Origin of the sequence: Bacillus stratosphericus (genome assembly GCF_020524495.1) — a bacterium.
GTDB classification, from domain to species: domain Bacteria; phylum Bacillota; class Bacilli; order Bacillales; family Bacillaceae; genus Bacillus; species Bacillus stratosphericus_B.
Genome location: NZ_JAIVLB010000025.1, coordinates 1 through 17,954, shown reverse-complemented (window position 1 = coordinate 17,954; position 17,954 = coordinate 1). Strand labels below are relative to the sequence as shown.

The 17,954-nt window shown below is 39.4% G+C and carries 12 protein-coding genes and 8 pseudogenes; 16 read left to right on the top strand and 4 right to left on the bottom strand.

The window, feature by feature from the left end:
- Positions 1–60: 60 nt before the first annotated feature.
- Entirely contained in the window at positions 61–1,989 is a 1,929-nt protein-coding gene (locus LC033_RS17050; protein ID WP_226568338.1) for a CDP-glycerol glycerophosphotransferase family protein, read from the bottom strand.
- 468 nt (positions 1,990–2,457) lie between these two features.
- Here LC033_RS17050 and LC033_RS17045 point away from each other — a divergent pair.
- From LC033_RS17045 to LC033_RS11160, 6 genes and pseudogenes are all read left to right on the top strand, one after another.
- A pseudogene (locus LC033_RS17045) lies at positions 2,458–2,975 on the top strand (aldo/keto reductase); the annotation flags it as partial.
- Between the two features lie 206 nt (positions 2,976–3,181).
- Complete coding sequence (gene trhO / locus LC033_RS11185; RefSeq protein ID WP_226568336.1) at positions 3,182–4,150, top strand: oxygen-dependent tRNA uridine(34) hydroxylase TrhO; 969 nt, start codon at positions 3,182–3,184, stop codon at positions 4,148–4,150.
- A gap of 101 nt (positions 4,151–4,251) precedes the next feature.
- Positions 4,252–4,410 (top strand): annotated as a pseudogene (locus tag LC033_RS11180) (amino acid:proton symporter); the annotation flags it as partial.
- 50 nt (positions 4,411–4,460) lie between these two features.
- Complete coding sequence (locus LC033_RS11175) at positions 4,461–4,601, top strand: hypothetical protein (protein ID WP_226568441.1); 141 nt, start codon at positions 4,461–4,463, stop codon at positions 4,599–4,601.
- Between the two features lie 298 nt (positions 4,602–4,899).
- Positions 4,900–5,115: a CAT RNA binding domain-containing protein gene (locus LC033_RS11165; RefSeq protein WP_226568332.1), complete on the top strand. Its 216-nt coding sequence runs from the start codon at positions 4,900–4,902 to the stop codon at positions 5,113–5,115.
- Between the two features lie 408 nt (positions 5,116–5,523).
- Positions 5,524–8,190, top strand: a complete 2,667-nt coding sequence (locus LC033_RS11160) for a S8 family peptidase (protein WP_226568330.1) — start codon at positions 5,524–5,526, stop codon at positions 8,188–8,190.
- Positions 8,191–8,418: 228 nt separating this feature from the next.
- Here LC033_RS11160 and LC033_RS11155 read toward each other — a convergent pair.
- A pseudogene (locus tag LC033_RS11155) lies at positions 8,419–8,710 on the bottom strand (hypothetical protein); the annotation flags it as partial.
- A gap of 210 nt (positions 8,711–8,920) precedes the next feature.
- Between LC033_RS11155 and LC033_RS11150 the strand changes: the two are divergent.
- The 5 genes and pseudogenes from LC033_RS11150 to LC033_RS17285 all read left to right on the top strand — a co-directional run.
- On the top strand, positions 8,921–9,751 hold the full coding sequence (locus LC033_RS11150) for a YitT family protein (RefSeq protein ID WP_226568437.1): 831 nt from the start codon (positions 8,921–8,923) through the stop codon (positions 9,749–9,751).
- 200 nt (positions 9,752–9,951) lie between these two features.
- Positions 9,952–10,052 (top strand): annotated as a pseudogene (locus LC033_RS17040) (DUF402 domain-containing protein); the annotation flags it as partial.
- Positions 10,053–10,314: 262 nt separating this feature from the next.
- On the top strand, positions 10,315–11,799 hold the full coding sequence (locus LC033_RS11145; protein ID WP_226568321.1) for an amidase: 1,485 nt from the start codon (positions 10,315–10,317) through the stop codon (positions 11,797–11,799).
- Positions 11,792–11,896, top strand: a pseudogene (locus LC033_RS17290) (TetR/AcrR family transcriptional regulator); the annotation flags it as partial. The gene LC033_RS11145 and the pseudogene LC033_RS17290, both read left to right, overlap by 8 nt.
- A 56-nt stretch (positions 11,897–11,952) precedes the next feature.
- A pseudogene (locus LC033_RS17285) lies at positions 11,953–12,244 on the top strand (glutathione-dependent formaldehyde dehydrogenase); the annotation flags it as partial.
- A 21-nt stretch (positions 12,245–12,265) separates the two neighbouring features.
- On the opposite strand, the gene LC033_RS11135 reads toward LC033_RS17285, so the two are convergent.
- Positions 12,266–12,703 carry a MarR family winged helix-turn-helix transcriptional regulator gene (locus LC033_RS11135; RefSeq protein ID WP_226568319.1) on the bottom strand — a complete coding sequence of 146 codons (438 nt, stop codon included), beginning with the start codon at positions 12,701–12,703 and terminating at the stop codon, positions 12,266–12,268.
- Positions 12,704–12,965: 262 nt separating this feature from the next.
- Between LC033_RS11135 and LC033_RS11130 the strand changes: the two genes are divergently transcribed.
- The 3 genes from LC033_RS11130 to LC033_RS11120 all read left to right on the top strand — a co-directional run bounded on the left by LC033_RS11130 (position 12,966) and on the right by LC033_RS11120 (position 16,361).
- A complete protein-coding gene (locus tag LC033_RS11130) occupies positions 12,966–14,477 on the top strand; it encodes a class I adenylate-forming enzyme family protein (RefSeq protein ID WP_226568318.1) in 1,512 nt (503 codons plus the stop codon).
- 44 nt (positions 14,478–14,521) lie between these two features.
- On the top strand, positions 14,522–15,901 hold the full coding sequence (locus LC033_RS11125; RefSeq protein WP_226568317.1) for an amino acid permease: 1,380 nt from the start codon (positions 14,522–14,524) through the stop codon (positions 15,899–15,901).
- 94 nt (positions 15,902–15,995) lie between these two features.
- A complete protein-coding gene (locus LC033_RS11120; protein WP_226568316.1) occupies positions 15,996–16,361 on the top strand; it encodes a VOC family protein in 366 nt (121 codons plus the stop codon).
- A gap of 76 nt (positions 16,362–16,437) precedes the next feature.
- On the opposite strand, the pseudogene LC033_RS11115 reads toward LC033_RS11120, so the two are convergent.
- Positions 16,438–16,639: pseudogene (locus LC033_RS11115) on the bottom strand (transposase); the annotation flags it as partial.
- Positions 16,640–16,708: 69 nt separating this feature from the next.
- Between LC033_RS11115 and LC033_RS11110 the strand changes: the two are divergent.
- Positions 16,709–17,569, top strand: coding sequence for an alpha/beta fold hydrolase (locus tag LC033_RS11110; protein ID WP_226568315.1), 861 nt, complete (start codon positions 16,709–16,711; stop codon positions 17,567–17,569).
- Positions 17,570–17,686: 117 nt separating this feature from the next.
- Positions 17,687–17,954 (top strand): annotated as a pseudogene (locus LC033_RS11105) (IS3 family transposase); the annotation flags it as partial.

Below are 17,954 nucleotides of genomic sequence, written 5' to 3'. Positions count from 1 at the left end.
AACGTGGGGTTTAACTACTGTATAAAGTAAGATTTCGAAATAAAAATTATTAGTGCTAAACTATCCTAATTTTTTAATTTCATTATAAACATTTTCAGTGTTATTTCCATTACTATGTTCCACTAATTTGTTATATCTATCAATATATTTTTGAGGTTGGTTTTGGTTATAATTTCTTTTTATAAAGTTATTTAATGTACTATCAATATGATAAACAACATCTCCAAAACGATTATTATCTTGTAATATATTTGGGGCTCCATATTCTTGTTCTGCTATTTCTTTATCACCCCAAAAAAAGATTATATTACTGCACCCAGCAAAGGCATAAAAGCATATTGAAGAGTAATCAGTAATAACCACCTTGGAGTTAATAAGGGCATCCTTTATATCACCTTGATATACATAATCTTTAATTTGATCATATGTTTCTGGAAATTGATTTTCAAGCATTAGCCCTGCTTTTGGATGTAAAGTAATATTGATTACTTTATCTTCGTAAAAAGGATCAGTTTTAACAATCCTTAAAAATTGCAAATACCGGTCTATATAAGAATTTTTTTCTATTTTTCCGGTAACATCCCAGGGTCTCCAAGTTAACATAAAAGTAATTTGCTTTTTATCTGTATTTCTATTTTTAACATATAAATCTAAATTAGGAACCCCTTTTTCAATTAGCTGATTATCGCTAAATTTTGGATATTTACTAAAATAATACGATTCAAGTTTTGAATTTGTAACAATATAATCTGGACAAATAGGCACTTTTTTATTAAAATACCCTCTTTCAAAAACATTTGTGGCAAGACAGACACCGTGTTGTAAGAATACTTTATTATTATTACTTAATATCTTTCTTTTGATACTTTGACTATTATCATATAATCTTCTTTGTACATGGCTTACTAAATCAGAAGAAATAAACCTTTTGGCTTTAAATATATAATAAAAAGACTTGAAGCTATTGTGGGCTAGAATATTGTTTGTACCGTATTGCTTTTTAAAAGATAAAAATCTTTCGTGATTTTTATCCAAGATAAACTTTGAAAATGAATCATTTTCAGCTTTTGATTTTTTAAATACTTCAAAAGCTGACTCGCCTGCGTTCTTAGAGAATTTTTCAAAATAAACATCATATTTTTCTTGCCTTCCGAATCTAGAAATTAACCAAGCTAATTTTTCTTTAAACTTTGTTACTACACTTATGTAATCGGTCATGACTAATACCATTTGACCCGTTATAGATTTCCTTACAAAAAACTCAATATTTTCATTCAATTTATAACTACTAGAGCTATAAACATAGTGTTTTACATTATAAGTATTTCTATAATTAAATTTCAAAGGGTAGTAATAGTCTAAATTCTCCTTATTCGTAGATTTAATATACAAAGGCAAATTTATCTCACTTGATTGTATATATTTGTCTAACAATTCTTGTTTTTTGATTTTAACATAACCAAAATGAACAAATAATCCTAATTTATTTGTCACATTTGAAAACATTTCACGGGTATTTTTAGAGAAAAAATATTTGAAATTAAAATTTAAAGCTTTATCATATCCAATAGCTATATCAATTTTTTTCATATTAGCAAATTTAAAGCGAATTACACCAAAAATATAAAAATTATCACCGATTGTAATTGTTTTTAATCTTTGTGGAGGATTAGATTCAGCTTTTTCTATTATCTGTTCCATAGTTAATAGTGGGTGATCTTTTTTAATTATGATAAAAGATAAGGTGTTTAAAGGGTCTAGGTATACCACAAGTACAGTTCCTTGAATTCTATTGTCATTTTCATGAATTTCTAAAATCTCAATCCTATTGTCAGTTTTTTTGTTTTTAATGACTTTTTGATTTGTTTTATATATATAAAATTTTTTGAATAACATTATTTTTTTTCTATTTATAACTTTCCCATTGTTGAAATCAGTAAACTCACCATTTAAAACAATATTTCCATTTTTATTAGATGCGTATGACACTTTCTACCTCTCCTCGTTGAGCTGTTGTAAAATATAATATAGTTAATACAACTTTGTTTAGGTAATTGAATAATAAAATTATTAGTTCTTAATTCTGTTAAACAAATTTTTTCTTGTTTTATTCTAGTAAATAAATGGGACATGATGATGTCTATTTTCATACTCACTCACTGTATATCTTTTTATTTTCGAAAAAACAATCTTGAGATAAAGGAATGGACTTTTCCCAAACCTCATGTAATGTATATTATGAACCTAATTTATGAATGAAATTACCAGACAAGTGAAATGCATACTTAAGTATATCATTAATTTTACTGTCAAAACTAATCTATATCAATATGTTCTTTAATCATCTTATATAAATCGGGTTTGAGTTACTATGGTCTGACAGAAAGGTTTGTTGGCTTTTTTCTGTCTGTGTACAGTATCCAACTTTTACATGATCGGCAGACTCATATATTCGGATTAAAAGTTGATGTATTAGATCTTTATTTAATTCATTGGCCGGTTGAAGGCAAGTATAAAGAGACGGGAAAAGCACTAGAGAAGCCTTATCATTATGGATGAGTTCGTGCAATTGGTGTGTGCAATTTCCATCAGCATCACCTGGATGATTTGTTAGGTGAGGCTGAAGTAGTACCGGTGTCAAATCAAATTGAGCTGCATCCGAAACTACACAAGAGCCTTTGCGTGACTATTGCAGGGAGAAGGGAATTCATGGAAAAGATTGGCACCATTAGGCAGTGGAAAGCTCCTCAATCATCCGGTACTTCAGATATTGCAAAACATGGTAAGTGGGCTGTCCAAGTTATTTTTCGCTAGGACTTGCAGAACGGCATTATCACTATTCCGAAGTCTGTGATAAAGAGCCGGATTATTGAAAATACAAAAGTATTTGATTTTGAGTTGTCCGCAAATGAGATGAGTGTTATCGATCAACTAATGAGCGGACAGGTCCAGACCCAGATAACTTTGATTTTTAACATTGAAGAAAAGCACAGGAATCCGATCCTGTGCTTCTGTTTGTTGATAAAGGGCTAAAATGACCTGTATGTTAGCCCTTTAGTTGATGAAATAGATTGGTATATCCGCTTTATGGAATTGAGCCGATGACATTGCCTTTGGGTATGTATTTCCTGTATGATAAACGATGGTATATTTTCAATAACTTTAAGAGGTGTTTATATATATGGAAAAACAATATCGTGTATTACTTTACTATCAATACGTCCCCATTGAGGACCCAGAGACGTTTACGGCAGAGCATCTAGCCTTCTGTAAAGAGCTTGGTTTGTTAGGACGTATTCTCGTTTCATCAGAAGGCTTAAACGGGACGGTTTCTGGAACCATTGAGCAAACGGACAAGTACATGCAAGCGTTAAAAGAAGACCCACGCTTTGCATCTATGCCGATTAAAATTGACGAAGCGGATGGTCATGCGTTTAAGAAAATGCACGTCCGCCATCGCAATGAATTGGTGAATTTAAGCCTTGAAGATGACGTGAATCCGTTAAAAATGACAGGTAAACATCTTAGTCCCATCGAATTCTACGAGCAAATGCAATCACCTGATACCGTCGTGATTGATGCGCGTAATGATTATGAATTTGATGTTGGTCACTTTAGAGGTGCGGTGCGCCCTGACATCGAGACATTCAGACAATTACCTGATTGGATTCGTGACAACAAAGAGATTCTTGAAGGGAAAAAGATCCTGACATATTGCACAGGCGGCGTACGTTGTGAGAAATTCTCAGGCTGGTTAAAGCGTGAAGGCTTTGAGGATGTATCTCAGCTTGACGGCGGAATTGTCACTTATGGTAAAGACCCGGAAGTCCAAGGCAAGCTATGGGACGGTCAATGTTATGTATTCGATAACCGTTTAACAGTGCCAGTCAACCAAACAGAGCACGTGGTTGTCGGAAAAGATTTCTTCTCTGGTGAGCCTTGCGAGCGTTATGTGAACTGTGCGAACCCTGCATGTAACCGCAAAATGATTACAACAGAAGAAAATGAGCACAAATACATGCGCAGCTGCAGCCATGAATGCCGTACAAGTGAACGTAACTTTTATGTGAAACAGCACAATTTATCTGAGGAAGAAGTGCAAGAAAGACTAGCTGTGATTGAAAAAGAACAAGCCATTTCACAAGGATAGAAGGGTTTCCCTTTTATCCTTTTTTCTATGATACATGTTCAGTTTTTTCATATTGCTACAAAGAAAGGTTCTTGCTCGACCATGCTTTATATTTTATGAACATGAATTATTTGTATCGTAGGATGGAAACTTTCGCCTTAATGATGATAGGTATTGACTCAATCATTGGTTCAGGGTGGCTCTTCGGCGCATGGCGTGCCCGCTTAATTGCCGGCCCTGGTGCTGTTTTGTCCTGGCTGATTAGGATGGTTGTGTATTTACTTGGCTATTTCCTATCTTGGCAGTGACAAACACTCCCTCAAAAGTGGATTTGAAACAGTTAGAAGATGCGAAAAAAATTAATGATGAACTGCGTACCTCTCAGCAAGAAGCCGCATCCGCCAAGAAAATAAACGGCTGCCTGATCGTTACGGGCAGCCTTTTTTATTTTGATGAGCTATGCATGACATGACGCTTCAGCCAAGTGGTTACCCCTTGTAAAACGGCCGCTGTAACCAGTGAGATGATCAGATATCTCCATAGCTGATCCAAGCCTTGTCCACTAAGCCAAAAAACCATTCCTAGAAAAACGAGGCTCAGAATGAGCATGAATAAAAAAGATGCTGACCAAAAAAAAGCCTTCATAGACGGCCACCTCCTTGGAGTATTGTATGCAGGCTGATGGAGGATCAGACCAGCAAGGAAGAAGTAGAAATATCGATAGCATATTTTGAGTGAAGATTATTGGTCATAGACGGAGGTGTTTGGAGATGCAGATTCAAAAGGTTCTAACCAATAATGTCATTAGTGTGATAGATGAACAGGGAACAGAAATTGTCGTCATGGGCAGAGGCCGCTTTCAAAGGCATCCCGGAGACCCAGTGGACGAAGCGTTAATTGATAAGAGCTTCCGCCTAGAGGATCATCGGTTAACGAGCGGCTGGAAATGCTGCTTCAAGAGGTTTTGTATGATGTGGTCAAGGTGACAGAGGAAATGATTCAATCCACATTCAAAGCTGAACCGAAGATTAAACGAAAGTAGTCTGCATGTATCAATGGCAGACTATATTCATTTGTTATTCACAAAGTCTTGCCATCGCGTCAGGGCTTCCAAGTTTAACTTGTGTAAAAACATGCTCTTTGGAACAAGCTGATCCCTTCTCTCTTGTTTGTTAAGCGCTGACAATTTGATTGTAATGGGCTTTTTTCGACATGGTTAACTAGCATCATTTTCCGTTTGAAATGGTAAAAGGTTTTATGAACCAATCAGTCTTGCCATCTGATTATCTCAAATCCTAGCTTAAAACAAGTTTAATTATGTAAAAAACAGATTCTTCTTAATGTCTTTTTGTGATATTCTTCCAAGGTATTGTAAAAGATAAGGGGGTCTTTTCATGTTCAACAAGCAGTTCAAATCCTGGGTGATCGTACTCATGGCCATCATTCTATGCATGGCAGCATTACCTGGATACGAGGCATCAGCTATCAGTAAAGGAACAAATGTCAATGAAGCCATTGGGTTAAAAAGTGGTGAAGTCATCTCAGGTACATTACAGAATGAAAAGGATGAGTCATGGTATCAAATCACACCATTTTCACAAGAGGTTGCAAAAAATACACATATGCGGATTCATGTGAAAAGTAAGCAAATGTTGTCCGTATCGGTTTATCCAAGTAAGGATAGAGCGATGAAGGATGACACCTATTCAAGATATCGTGTGGATACAGCAAGCGGAGAGGCAGACATAAACTTCCCACATGCATGGTCAGGTCCTTATTATGTCAAAGTGCTCTACTTAGGGTCAGAGGAAGACAGCCGAGATGAGGAAGAGGATGCAGCTTATACAATCGGGTATAAAGGAGCCAATCTTCCGCCATCTGAACCGATTTTCCCTGAAGAAGAAGAGCCTGAAATTATTATTTTTGAGAAAAAGTATGGGCGTGAAATTCTTCAATCGATTCGTAAGATTGAAGACAAACGTTTTAATGAAACAGCAGATGGTCAGAAGCTCACGCATCTGCTTCAAAAAACAAAGCCGTTTCTTAAATCTAAGCTCATTAAGAATCAAAAAGAGCAGCAAAAGGTATACAATTACCTGCTTACTTTAAAATCACTGCTAAATGACGTAGATAAAAATGGTGCATTCAGCGGTCATATCGTCACAGAGAAAGAACAACAGGCGATCCGCTCCCTTTTTGGTATGCTCAAAGATGCAAGCCCAGCATATTTAAAGAAGGAATTAGAAGTAGTCAGTAAAAAAATGGGACTCGATCAGCTTGAAGGAAAATCGATTGGTTATGTACTGGAGAAGCAAAAGCTTGTACCAGAAGAAAAGATCAAAACGAACAAAATTATTTTTAAATTAAAGGATGGCCAAGCGCTGCAATCTGCGAAAAAGAAGATGAAAAGCTATGGAATCCAAGAAAACCGTGTGACATCACAGTCAGTGAGTCCTTTATTTAAAGGAATGTATGTCTATGATGTTCCAGCAGGGCAAGAGTCAGCCGGAAAAACACTAAAAGCAGGCAAAGCGGTGATCAAAAGCACGGCGAGAAAGCTGTCAAGCATTCCGAATGTTGAATTTGCAGAGCCTGTGCAAACCTATCGTGCGCTCAGCAATGACGTGCAATATGGTTACCAGTGGCCTCTGAAAAACCGTGCACAAAACAGCGGGAAAAAAGGCGCTGATATCAAGTTTGAACAAATGAATACCCTGATTGGCACAAGTAAAATGAAGCAAACGTTGATTGCTGTTGTTGATACAGGTATTGACAGTCGTTTGACGGACTTAAGCGGAACCGTTCGCACGGACTTAGGTGCTAATCTGATTGGACGAAACAAAGATGCAATTGATGACAATGGACATGGTACTCATGTGGCAGGCATCATTGCAGCAAAAGCTGATAATCATTACTCTATGGCAGGGCTGAATCAACATACTGGCATCATTCCGGTCAAAGTGTTAGATGCCTATGGGTTTGGAGATACAGAGCATATTGCACTTGGAATTAAGCATGCAGTGGACAAAGGCGCAAAGGTCATCAACATGAGTCTCGGCGGCTACTACAGCAGGGTCATTGAATATGCGATGAACTACGCTGCACAAAGGAATGTACTAGTGGTAACGGCAAGCGGAAACGATGGTATTCCAGAAATGGACTATCCTGCGACCTCTAAATATGCAATGGCGATTGGCGCAAGCAACCGCATGGATATTGTCGCTGAGTTCTCAAGCTATGGCAAAGGATTGAGCATGTCAGCACCGGGATCAGATATTCCAAGCTTAATGCCGGATGGGAATGTCTCATATCTTAGCGGGACATCAATGGCTACACCATACGTTGCAGCAGCAGCAGGATTACTACTTTCGAAAAACCCGGCCTTGAAACCGAATCAAGTAAGGAATATTTTGCAAAGTACAGCAGATGATATTTCATTTACATCTGTTGATGGAAAAGATGACATTTTCTATGATGAAAACGAAGAACCAATTGTCGATCCGAAAACTCCTGGTGTCGATTGGATAACAGGACATGGCAGACTGAATGCATTTGCTGCATTAAGTGCTGTTGAACTGAATGCCTCTGTCAACAAAGTAGAGGATCAGCATCAAAAGGTGACAGGAAAAGCGAAAGCAGGCGCTACCATTGCTGTGTATAGAGGTAAGACACTACTTGGAAAAGGCACGGCCAGCAAAAAGGGAATCTTTAGTGTGAAGATCAAGCATCAGAACAAAAATAAAGTGCTTCACTTCAAGATTTCAAAAGGCAAGGCCGCTACTTCTCTCAAAGCTGTCGTGAAAAAGGGCAAAGCGCCAGCTAAGCCAAAGGTGGGCAAAGTAACGGTCAAAAGTAAAACGGTCAAAGGGACTGCGGGTGCAGGCTTGACCATTAAAGTGAAAAACAAATCAAAGAAAGTCATCAAAACAGTGAAAACCAATAGTAAGGGCGTATTTACAGCCAAAATTAAGCCGCAAAAAGCAAAAACCATCTTATACGTGACAGCTTCCGATGTGAGAAAAAGAGAAAGTCGAGCAGTGAAAGTTGTCGTGAAAAAATAGCTTAAGTGCTTCCCTTTCTAAAAAGGGAAGTTTTTTTGTTTGTTACTGTATATAGTAATAAAGTAGGAAAAAAAGAGGATTTAGATGGAAAAAATCATGTTTGCATTCTTTCTATCATTGCTTCTTTCTCCAGGTGCAGGATACCGTATATACAACAATCTATACATTATTACGATATCGTCCCAGTGACGTTCACTTTAAACGACATCAAGCTTTCTTCAAATGTCACAAGTGAGACGACGCGATTAGCCCCGAATTTGCGTCTGATAAGATCGCCGTCAGGATGACAAAATTCATGAAGTCTGCGGCATAAGGAATGCCGATTCGATCAAAAACCAACACAAATGGACTTTTGATCACACCGGGGTTCTTCCACAGGAATCAAGCCAAACATTGCAGCTCCACCAAGAAGGATAAATAGATTAATTGCCATCACTTTAATGCTAGAAAACTTAAACTCTGATTCTGCAAAGAACTTGACTGTAAATGCATCGAGCAACTGTACTGCCAGTACTAGGACCATGCGGGTTTTCGTGCATAAAAATGCAGTCAAAATAATAGAAAACCAAGTCATTGACAGCCTCTAAAAAGAGATATATATTATGGAAAGGTTCAATTCAGAAAGCAGCATCAAAAGTCACTTTCTTTTGATTTTATTTTGTCCAAAAACTGTCTTCTTTCGTGCAGAAAGAGGGTTTTTTATATGCTTAAAAAAGGAGGAAAGAAGAAATTGAAAAAATGTGTAAAAGATATTGTTATGATTCTCATTGGTTCTTTTTTATTTGCAGCAGCTGTGAACATGTTTGTCATTCCTCTTGAATTTGGTGAAGGCGGCGTGACGGGGCTATCCATCATTTTTTATTATTTATTTGAGATTGCACCATGGCTGACAAACCTGGTGTTTAATGCCATCTTATTGGTTGTAGGGTATAAATATTTGGATAAGAAGACCACAATTTACACAGTGGTCGCCGTCGCAAGTAATTCCCTATTTTTACACCTAACCACAAGATGGGTGGTGAATGTACATGAATTGATCATTGGTGCTATTTTCGCAGGGATTATTATCGGAATTGGGATTGGTCTTGTATTAAGAGCCGGCGGAACAACGGCCGGTTCAGCCATTCTTGGAAGAATTGCCAACAAGTATTTAGACTGGAACGTGAGCTATGCCATCTTGTTCTTTGATCTGATCGTTGTATTTGCTTCTTACTTTATTATTGGTGCGGAAAAATTAATGTTTACCATTGTGATGCTCTACGTGGCCACAAAGGTTATGGACTTCGTCATAGAAGGCCTCAACACGAAAAAGGCGGTCACGATTATTTCTTCATGTAAAGATGATATTGCCGAAGAAATCAATCACACCCTTGACCGAGGCGTGACGATTTTAAATGGTCGAGGTCATTACTCAAAGGAATCGAAAGAAATTCTCTACGCTGTCATTCAAAAGCAAGAGCTCATGCGCCTAAAGAAAATTATCAAGAAAATCGATAAAGACGCATTCGTTGTTGTTCATGACGTGCGTGATGTGTTTGGAGAAGGATTTGTGAATATATAAAGCGAAAAGACCCTAAAAAGCATGGACGGTTCTTCCTTTTTTAACACTATACTCACAATTGTAGCACAAGAAATGAAAAACTTCATGAGAGCAAACATCACAAAAAACTTTAATACATATCATAGGGGATGAGCTTCCGTTCTTTCTTCGTTTTCACCAGACGCTAAAAGCCAAGATGTTCGTGGTTCAAGGATCAGAGGGTCACTTTTGAAGTTTTGATTATTGATCTTCTCGTTCTTCCAAATGGTTTGTTTTGGATGAAGATGAACTGCCGGAGAGTTTAACGACTTTTGAACATGGTCAGAAGATGTGATCGATTTTTTAAGTCAGACCTTTATACGGTTTAATCGTTTTTGTATCAAGGCAAAGACTCCTTGCATACGAGATGACCTCCGTCTTTTTTTCTCTATTACATCGGAGAAACTAGAGGGATATTTAGAAATTCATATTCTGGACAGAAAGTTTTTTTGTAGGTATCCTGAAATTGAAATTCATAGAATCCTAGTAGACAATAGAGAGAGCATAATAAGAGAAAGCATAATAAGAGAAAGAAGGACATGCCGATGAACGTAAAAGAGTATATGACATATGATGCGACTGGCTTGGTAGCACTTTTACGGAAAAAGCAGGTAACGCCAGAGGAGCTTGTACAAGCTGCATTTGCTAGATTGGAGGAAGTCAATCCAGAACTAAATGCGGTGATTCACATAAGGCAGGATCAAGTATTAAAAGACATCAAGCAATTAGAGGCGGATCAGCTGTTTGCGGGAGTTCCGTTTGTGCTGAAAAATATATCGCAAGGGCTGGAAAATGAACCGCTGACGGCCGGTGCTATGCTGTTAAAGGATGTCAAGGCGAAAACGGATTCCCACTTTGTCCATCGATTGAAGCAGGCGGGGCTTCTCATGATCGGTCATACAAACACACCGGAATTCGGTTTGAGAAATGTGACAGAGTCCGCTTTGCATGGTCCAACAAGAAATCCTTGGAATACTGCACATTCTCCAGGAGGTTCAAGCGGCGGAACGGCTGCAGCTGTGGCAAGCGGCATCGTACCTGCGGGTGGAGCAAGTGATGGCGGCGGGTCCATTCGTATCCCTGCATCCTTTACTGGCTTGTTCGGACTCAAGCCAACACGAGGAAGAACGCCAGTAGGCCCAGGTGCAGGAAGACAGTGGCAAGGGGCTTCTATTGACTTTACGCTTACAAAGACAGTTCGAGACAGTGCAGCACTTCTTGATCTGCTTCAGGTCATTCAGCCAGAAGCCGCTTTCCAAACCCCGTTATATGACGGCAGTTATCAAGAGGATCTTGTGAAACGCACATCTTCTATGCGAATTGCTTACAGTGTAGACTCTCCTGTTGGCACGAAGGTCAGTGAGGAAGCGAAGCAGGCGGTTCTGCAAACGGTGAAATGGCTAAGTGAACAAGGGCATCAAATAGAGGAAGCGAAGCCAGAAATCGATGGTGTTCATCTCATGCAGCAATATTACGTGATGAACAGCGGAGAAATGTCTGCATTATTTACGTCTTTGGCTCGTTCACTCGAGCGGCCTGTGAAACCGGAGGAAACAGACATTGTGGCATGGGTGCTGGCGGAGGCTGGAAAGAATGTGACGGCTGCTGACTATACAGAAAGTCTTGATGCGTGGGATATGGCCGCTGCACAAATGGCCGCATTTCATCAAACCTACGATCTATATATAACACCAGCTACTGCCTATTCGGCTCCAAAGATTGGTGAGCTTATGCATACCGATCAGGAAATAGCCGCACTGTTACGTGTGTCATCCCTTTCAATGCAAGCGCAGCAGGATCTCATTTATGACATGTTCCTAAAGAGTCTGACCTACACACCATTTACACAGCTTGCCAACTTAACAGGTCAGCCATCTATGAGTGTCCCTGTACACCTCACGCAAGCGGGCATGCCTTTAGGTGTACAGGTGACAGCGCCTAAAGGAAAAGAGGACTGTCTGCTCAGGCTTGCAGCTGAAATGGAGTCATCCTCGATTTGGAAAGGGATAAAACAGTTATTGAATCAATAAAACGTCTGCATTTCTTTTACGTAAACAAGGATTTAGAGAGAGCGGCACACCTAAGGGATCTCTTTATTATTACTTTCCAAATGGAAAAGAAGCGCTATAGGTCATCCATCGTATTGAAGAAAGCGTCGCCTATTCGGATGATCCATATGTAGACCGATTCAAATTGCTACAAAAGCAGTTCGGAAATGTGGAAAGGTTCAGCTGACCGGTGTGTATGGCGGTATATATAATATGTTCCCATTATGTGCTTTTTCGCTAGAAACGGGAAAATGGGACAAGTCCTTGCGAGAGCGTACATGTCAAAGCTCTATCAAAAAGTGACAACGGGTGAGATTGACCCTAAGCCATTATCACACATCAATTGCCATTAGATGATGCCGTTCATGCGTACCAAATATTCAATGAAAAACAGGATGATTGTATAAAGGTCATCTTACAGCCATAAAAAGAAGGCTTAGGAGTATTCCTAAGCCTTTAATGTATGCTCATCCATCATTTTTTCGAATAATTCAAAAAATGTTTTTTTGTCGTCTTCTGATAGATGGTTGAACAGTTGATTCACAAGCAATTGCCGATTTTCGATCATTTGCTTTGCTATTTGTTCACCCGGTTCAGAGAGTGTAATCCATACAGTACGGCGGTCATTGTTATTTCTAGAGCGGATAATCAGCCCTTCATCTTCTAAGTGATTGAGAGCGGTTGTTGTCGCAGAGGGAGATAATGAAACTTCCTGCAGAATATTTTTGACGGTACATGATTGATGGCGGTAGATGATACGTAAAATAAACCCTTTGATATTCGTGACGTTTTTCGGAATGTTCTCTTCATCTATTTGTTTAGTTGCCTTTAAATACTTTGTCAGTGCATGGTCTAACAAACTTGCATCTAGCTCGAAATGTTGCATTCTCCATACCTCTTTTCCTATTGCATTCGCTTTTTCCGATCAATTACTAGGTCTATCTTATCATAATAATCATCATCATTTAAACCAAAATAGAAGACGTCTATAAAATCACTTATATTATCAATTAACAAAAATAAAAATTCCAAAATGAAATAATTTTACACTAGTCTATTTTTATTTTAGAATGTTAATAAGATAAAGTCTGTCAACCCAATTCACTGGAAATTGCCTATGGGAAATCAAACGTTTGGAGATGAAGATATTGAATACTTTACAGGCATTACTAAACGACAGAATGGCACGCTCTTCACAAATTGAAGCGGTTACTGGCGGAGGTGTGTCTTATACATTTGAAGAATATGCAAAACGCATTGATCAGTTGGCTCATTACTTACATCGTAAAGGAATTCGAAAAGGTGACCGTGTTTGCTTTATTTGTCAAAACCATCATCATTTTTCGACGATTATGCTAGCAGTCATCAAAGCAGGTGTAGTTGCAGTACCACTTAGCTGGCAGATGACCTCTTTTGAGCTGGATGGCATTTTAAAAAAAGCAGAACCAAAGGCTTTATTTTTTGACCGAAAATTTCTTGACATCATTGACGCTGTGAATGTGTCTTTAGAGGATTGTCTAATGGTAGAATCCGGTGTGAATGCTAAAACGACACAGCTGTTTGAAGATCTTCTGGCTTCAAACGATGGAAGTGATCTTGCTGAAGAGGTTTCAGAAGAGGATCTAGCAATGATTCTATTCACATCTGGTACAACAGGCAACCCAAAAGGCTGTATGGTGGGACATGGACGACTTTATCAATTTTTCACGAGACATAGGAATCGAGGGTTTGACCTAAAAGGAAAACGATATTTGGCGAGTCACCCGCTGTATCATATGAGCTCAATCAATCATCTTATTGCAGCTGCCATTGAAGGATATACGCTTGTCTTTTTACACGATGCAACACCTAAACGTATTTTAGAAACGATTGAAAAAGAAAGAATTACGTTTATGATGGCCTTCCCATCAGCTTATACGTACATGTTAGAAGAGATGAAACGTGGTACGTATGATCTGTCGTCCTTAGAAATTGCGTTTTCTGGTGGTACGAAGGTGCCAGTACGCTTGATTAAGGACTACAATGAAGCAGGCATTCAAATGATGCATGGATACGGTAGTACAGAAGCATGGGTTGTCAGTGCATGGTATCCTGCGATGGGTGAAGATAAAATGGGGTCTGCTGGTAAAGTCGATGCGGATATAGAAGTGAAAATTGTTCATCCTGAAACAAATGAGACACTGCCTGCTGGAGAAATTGGAGAAGTTGTCATGAGAAGCCCATTTTATTTCCAAGGCTACTACCATCAGCCGGACGCTACTGAGAAGGTGCTCAAAAATGGCTGGTTCCATATGGGAGATGCAGGATATTTAGATGAAGAGGGTTTTCTTTATATCACAGGCAGATACAAAGATGTCATTTTGTACGGTGGAGATAATATTTATCCTGACCAAGTGGAGGAAGTCATTAATCAAATTCCAGGTGTCATTGAATCAGCTGTCATAGGTGTAAGAGACGACTTATACGGTGAAGTGCCATGTGCGTATATCGTGAAAGACGAATTTGTCGATGTTTGCGAACAAGATGTTGTAAACTATTGCCAGGAGCGTTTGGCAGATTACAAAGTTCCGTCCATTCATTTCACGCAGGAACTGCCAAAAAACCAGCTTGGTAAAATTATGAAAAAAGATTTACGTGAATTGGGACGTATTCTGCTATAATGAAGTTTGAATGATTTTTTTCTAACGTTTTGGAGGGAAAGGGTTTGCGACATATTTTTCGTAAGAAACACATTCACGATTTGTTAGAACAGAGTAGACAGCAAAAAGTAAAGAAAACACTGGGCGGGCTCGATCTAACGCTCCTTGGGATAGGGGCTGTGATCGGGACGGGGGTCATGGTGTTAACCGGGATTACAGCAGCAAAGGATGCAGGACCGGCTGTTATTTTCTCCTTTGCGATCGCAGCGATTGTGTGCAGTTTAGCAGCACTTTGTTATGCAGAAATGGCTTCAGCGCTGCCTGTGTTCGGCAGTGCGTACATTTATTCATATACAACAATGGGGGAGCTCGTGGGCCATCTAATGGGCTGGACATTATTGTCTGTTTATATGCTGACGGCTTCGGCTGTAGCCAGTGGCTGGTCCAGCTATTTCAATAGTCTGCTGGAGGGGTTTGGAATCTCGATTCCCCATCAATTCTTATCGGGGCCAGAACAAGGCGGATATATGAACCTGCCAGCGATTATCATTGCTTTACTGATTGCGTGGATCCTATCTAGAGGAACGAAGGAAAGTAAAAAATTCAATAATATTATGGTGTTTGTGAAACTTGGCATTATTGTTCTTTTCATTGTAGTAGGCAGTTTTTATGTACAGCCAGCCAATTGGCAGCCGTTCATGCCGTTTGGCGTAGAAGGTGTCATTGCCGGTGCAGCTGCTGTGTTTTTTGCCTTTTTAGGATTTGATGCGATTTCTGCTTCTGCGGAAGAGGTGAAAAATCCACAGCGAAACCTGCCAATTGGCATAATTGGTTCATTACTCATTTGTACGATCATCTATATTGTTGTTTGTTTGGTTATGACAGGCATGGTGCATTATACAAAGTTGAATGTGACAGAGGCCATGTCCTATGTACTGCTAAGTGTGCATCAAAATAGCGTGGCTGGTATTATTTCTGTCGGTGCCGTCATTGGATTGATGGCTGTGATTTTCGCCAATAATTATGCGGCAACTAGAATTGCCTATGCGATGGGTCGAGATGGGCTTTTGCCTAAAGTGTTTTCAAAAACAAACAAGAGTGATACACCTGTTGCAAGCATATGGATGATTGGCGGAATGACAGCTGTTATTTCAGGGTTTATTGATTTGAAGGATCTGTCCAACTTAGCAAATATCGGTGCATTATTGACGTTTGCGATGGTAAGCTTATCTGTTCTCATTTTGAGAAAGACGCATCAGCAGCTTGAAAGGGGATTCCGGGTTCCTTTTGTGCCAGTATTACCGATTATATCAATGGGCTGCTGCGTATTCCTCATGTTCAATTTACCAGGACGGACATGGCTTTACTTCGGTGTATGGCTGTTAATTGGTGTCGTCATGTACGCAGCGTATTCAAATAAACATAGTGAATTAGCGAAATCATGATGAGAAAAAGGTGCAAATCCATTGACGATTTGTGCCTTTTTTCTTACGATTTGGGATAAGAGTTAATGTATGGAACAAGAGGAGGATGAGGGATATGATCAGCGTTAGTCCTTATATTGTAGTAGAAGATGTAAAAGAATCTCTTCAATATTATCAAGGGATTTTTGGCGGAGATATTCATATTTTAAATGAACATCAAGACCGTGTATTACATGCTGAATTGCACCTTGGCGAATCACTGCTCCACTTTTCAGATACGTTTAGTCGCACATTAAAGCCGGAGAATCTCAGGTTAATCATGCAGTTTGACAATGAAGAAGAATTAAAGGCTGTATATGAAGCGCTTGAAGCTGACGGGGATGTACTGGTGGAATTACAGGATACGTTCTTTGGCGCACTTCACGGACAAGTACAGGACCGGAGGAATGGATTGATCTGGATTTTGAATTATATGAAATAGACAAAAGCCTTTACTAGTGTGAGAGTAGACAAACCCCCTCCTTTACTTCAAGTGAAAGTGGGGTTTTCACTTATTTTTACGCTGGACATGGTCGTCTCCATGTCCAGTTTGCTAGCTTTTTAAGATTCATGTCAACGAAAGTAAGAATCGCCTGCATTGAAACTTTTTTCATTGAAATCTTTTTTCAGTCCATGAAGTTTCGTCCAACGCATACCATGCTTTTCTTTTGCATCCGCAAAAACGTGTTCAATCGTTTCTTTACGTTTTGCGTCGATGTTTTATTTTCTGAAGAATGGAAAATATGCTATGTTGAAAGAATAAAAGGCAAGGAGAAGGGTGGCAAAGGAATGGAACAAATTGAGTTTCAATCTATCCAAACAAATGGTGTAAGGCTTCATACAGCAATGGCTGGACCTGAGAATGGCCCGCTACTTGTGCTGCTGCATGGATTTCCAGAATTTTGGTACGGCTGGAAAAATCAAATCATGCCCCTGGCTGAGGCAGGCTATCGTGTCGTTGTTCCTGATCAAAGGGGTTACCATCTAAGTGACAAGCCAGAAGGAATCGAATCATACGTATTAGGTCAGTTGAGAGATGATATCGTGGGATTGATAAAGACGCTGAGTCCAAATCAAAAGGCCATTGTGGGCGGACATGATTGGGGAGGAGCTGTTGCTTGGCATTTGGCTTCTACACGTTCTCAATATGTAGAAAAATTAATCATTGTGAATATGCCGCATCCGCGAGTGATGATGAAGGTTCTCCCTTTTTATCCGCCACAGTGGAAAAAGAGCTCCTACATCGCTTTCTTTCAGTTTCCCAATGTACCAGAGGCAGCGCTTCAGGAAAATCACTTTCAAAGACTGGACGAAGCCATGGGTCTGACGGCTCGACCTCATTTATTCACGAAGGAAGATGTCTCAAGCTACAAGCTGGCCTGGACACAGCCAGGAGCCATGACGTCAATGCTGAATTGGTATCGGGCTATCAAAAAAGGCGGCTTTGAAAAGCCGATTTCAAAACGGATTCTAGTTCCTGTTCGTATGATATGGGGAATGGAAGACAAGTTTCTAAGCAGAAAGCTGGCGAAGGAAACAATCAAGATTTGTCCAAATGGACAGCTCATTTTTGTCGATGATGCTTCTCATTGGATTAATCATGAAAAACCAGATGTCGTCAACAAACTCATACTCGAATTTTTGAAATAAAGAAAAAAGCTCTGATCAGCGGGACTGACCCCATAATATGAGAGACAAATAAAAAACACCTTCAAGTTTGAAAACGGACCGTTGTGATCCGAAATAAAACAAGGAGGTGTTTTTTCTATGGGGACAAGAGTGAGTTATCCAGTTGAAGTCAAACAGAAGGCTGTAGAAATGAGATTGGCAGGTGTACCTATGAAAGAGATCATGCAGGAATTGAATATCAAGAATAAGACGCAGGTTCAGACATGGGTGAGGTGGCATAAGGCTGGACAGGACATTTGTGTCCATTTAGGCATCTTACGCACTTCGTATTATAGATGGAAAAAGGAGCTGACTCAGAATCAATCTAAAAGACAACTAGAGAAACAGGTCGGCACGTTGTGCCGAA

Bases quoted from the DNA above. Each gene is read 5' to 3' on its own strand.
- trhO (WP_226568336.1), top strand. From the start codon at position 3,182: ATGGAAAAACAATATCGTGTATTACTTTACTATCAATACGTCCCCATT.
- LC033_RS11165 (WP_226568332.1), top strand. From the start codon at position 4,900: ATGCAGATTCAAAAGGTTCTAACCAATAATGTCATTAGTGTGATAGAT.
- LC033_RS11160 (WP_226568330.1), top strand. From the start codon at position 5,524: ATGTTCAACAAGCAGTTCAAATCCTGGGTGATCGTACTCATGGCCATC.
- LC033_RS11145 (WP_226568321.1), top strand. From the start codon at position 10,315: ATGAACGTAAAAGAGTATATGACATATGATGCGACTGGCTTGGTAGCA.
- LC033_RS11135 (WP_226568319.1), bottom strand. From the start codon at position 12,703: ATGCAACATTTCGAGCTAGATGCAAGTTTGTTAGACCATGCACTGACA.
- LC033_RS11120 (WP_226568316.1), top strand. From the start codon at position 15,996: ATGATCAGCGTTAGTCCTTATATTGTAGTAGAAGATGTAAAAGAATCT.
- LC033_RS11110 (WP_226568315.1), top strand. From the start codon at position 16,709: ATGGAACAAATTGAGTTTCAATCTATCCAAACAAATGGTGTAAGGCTT.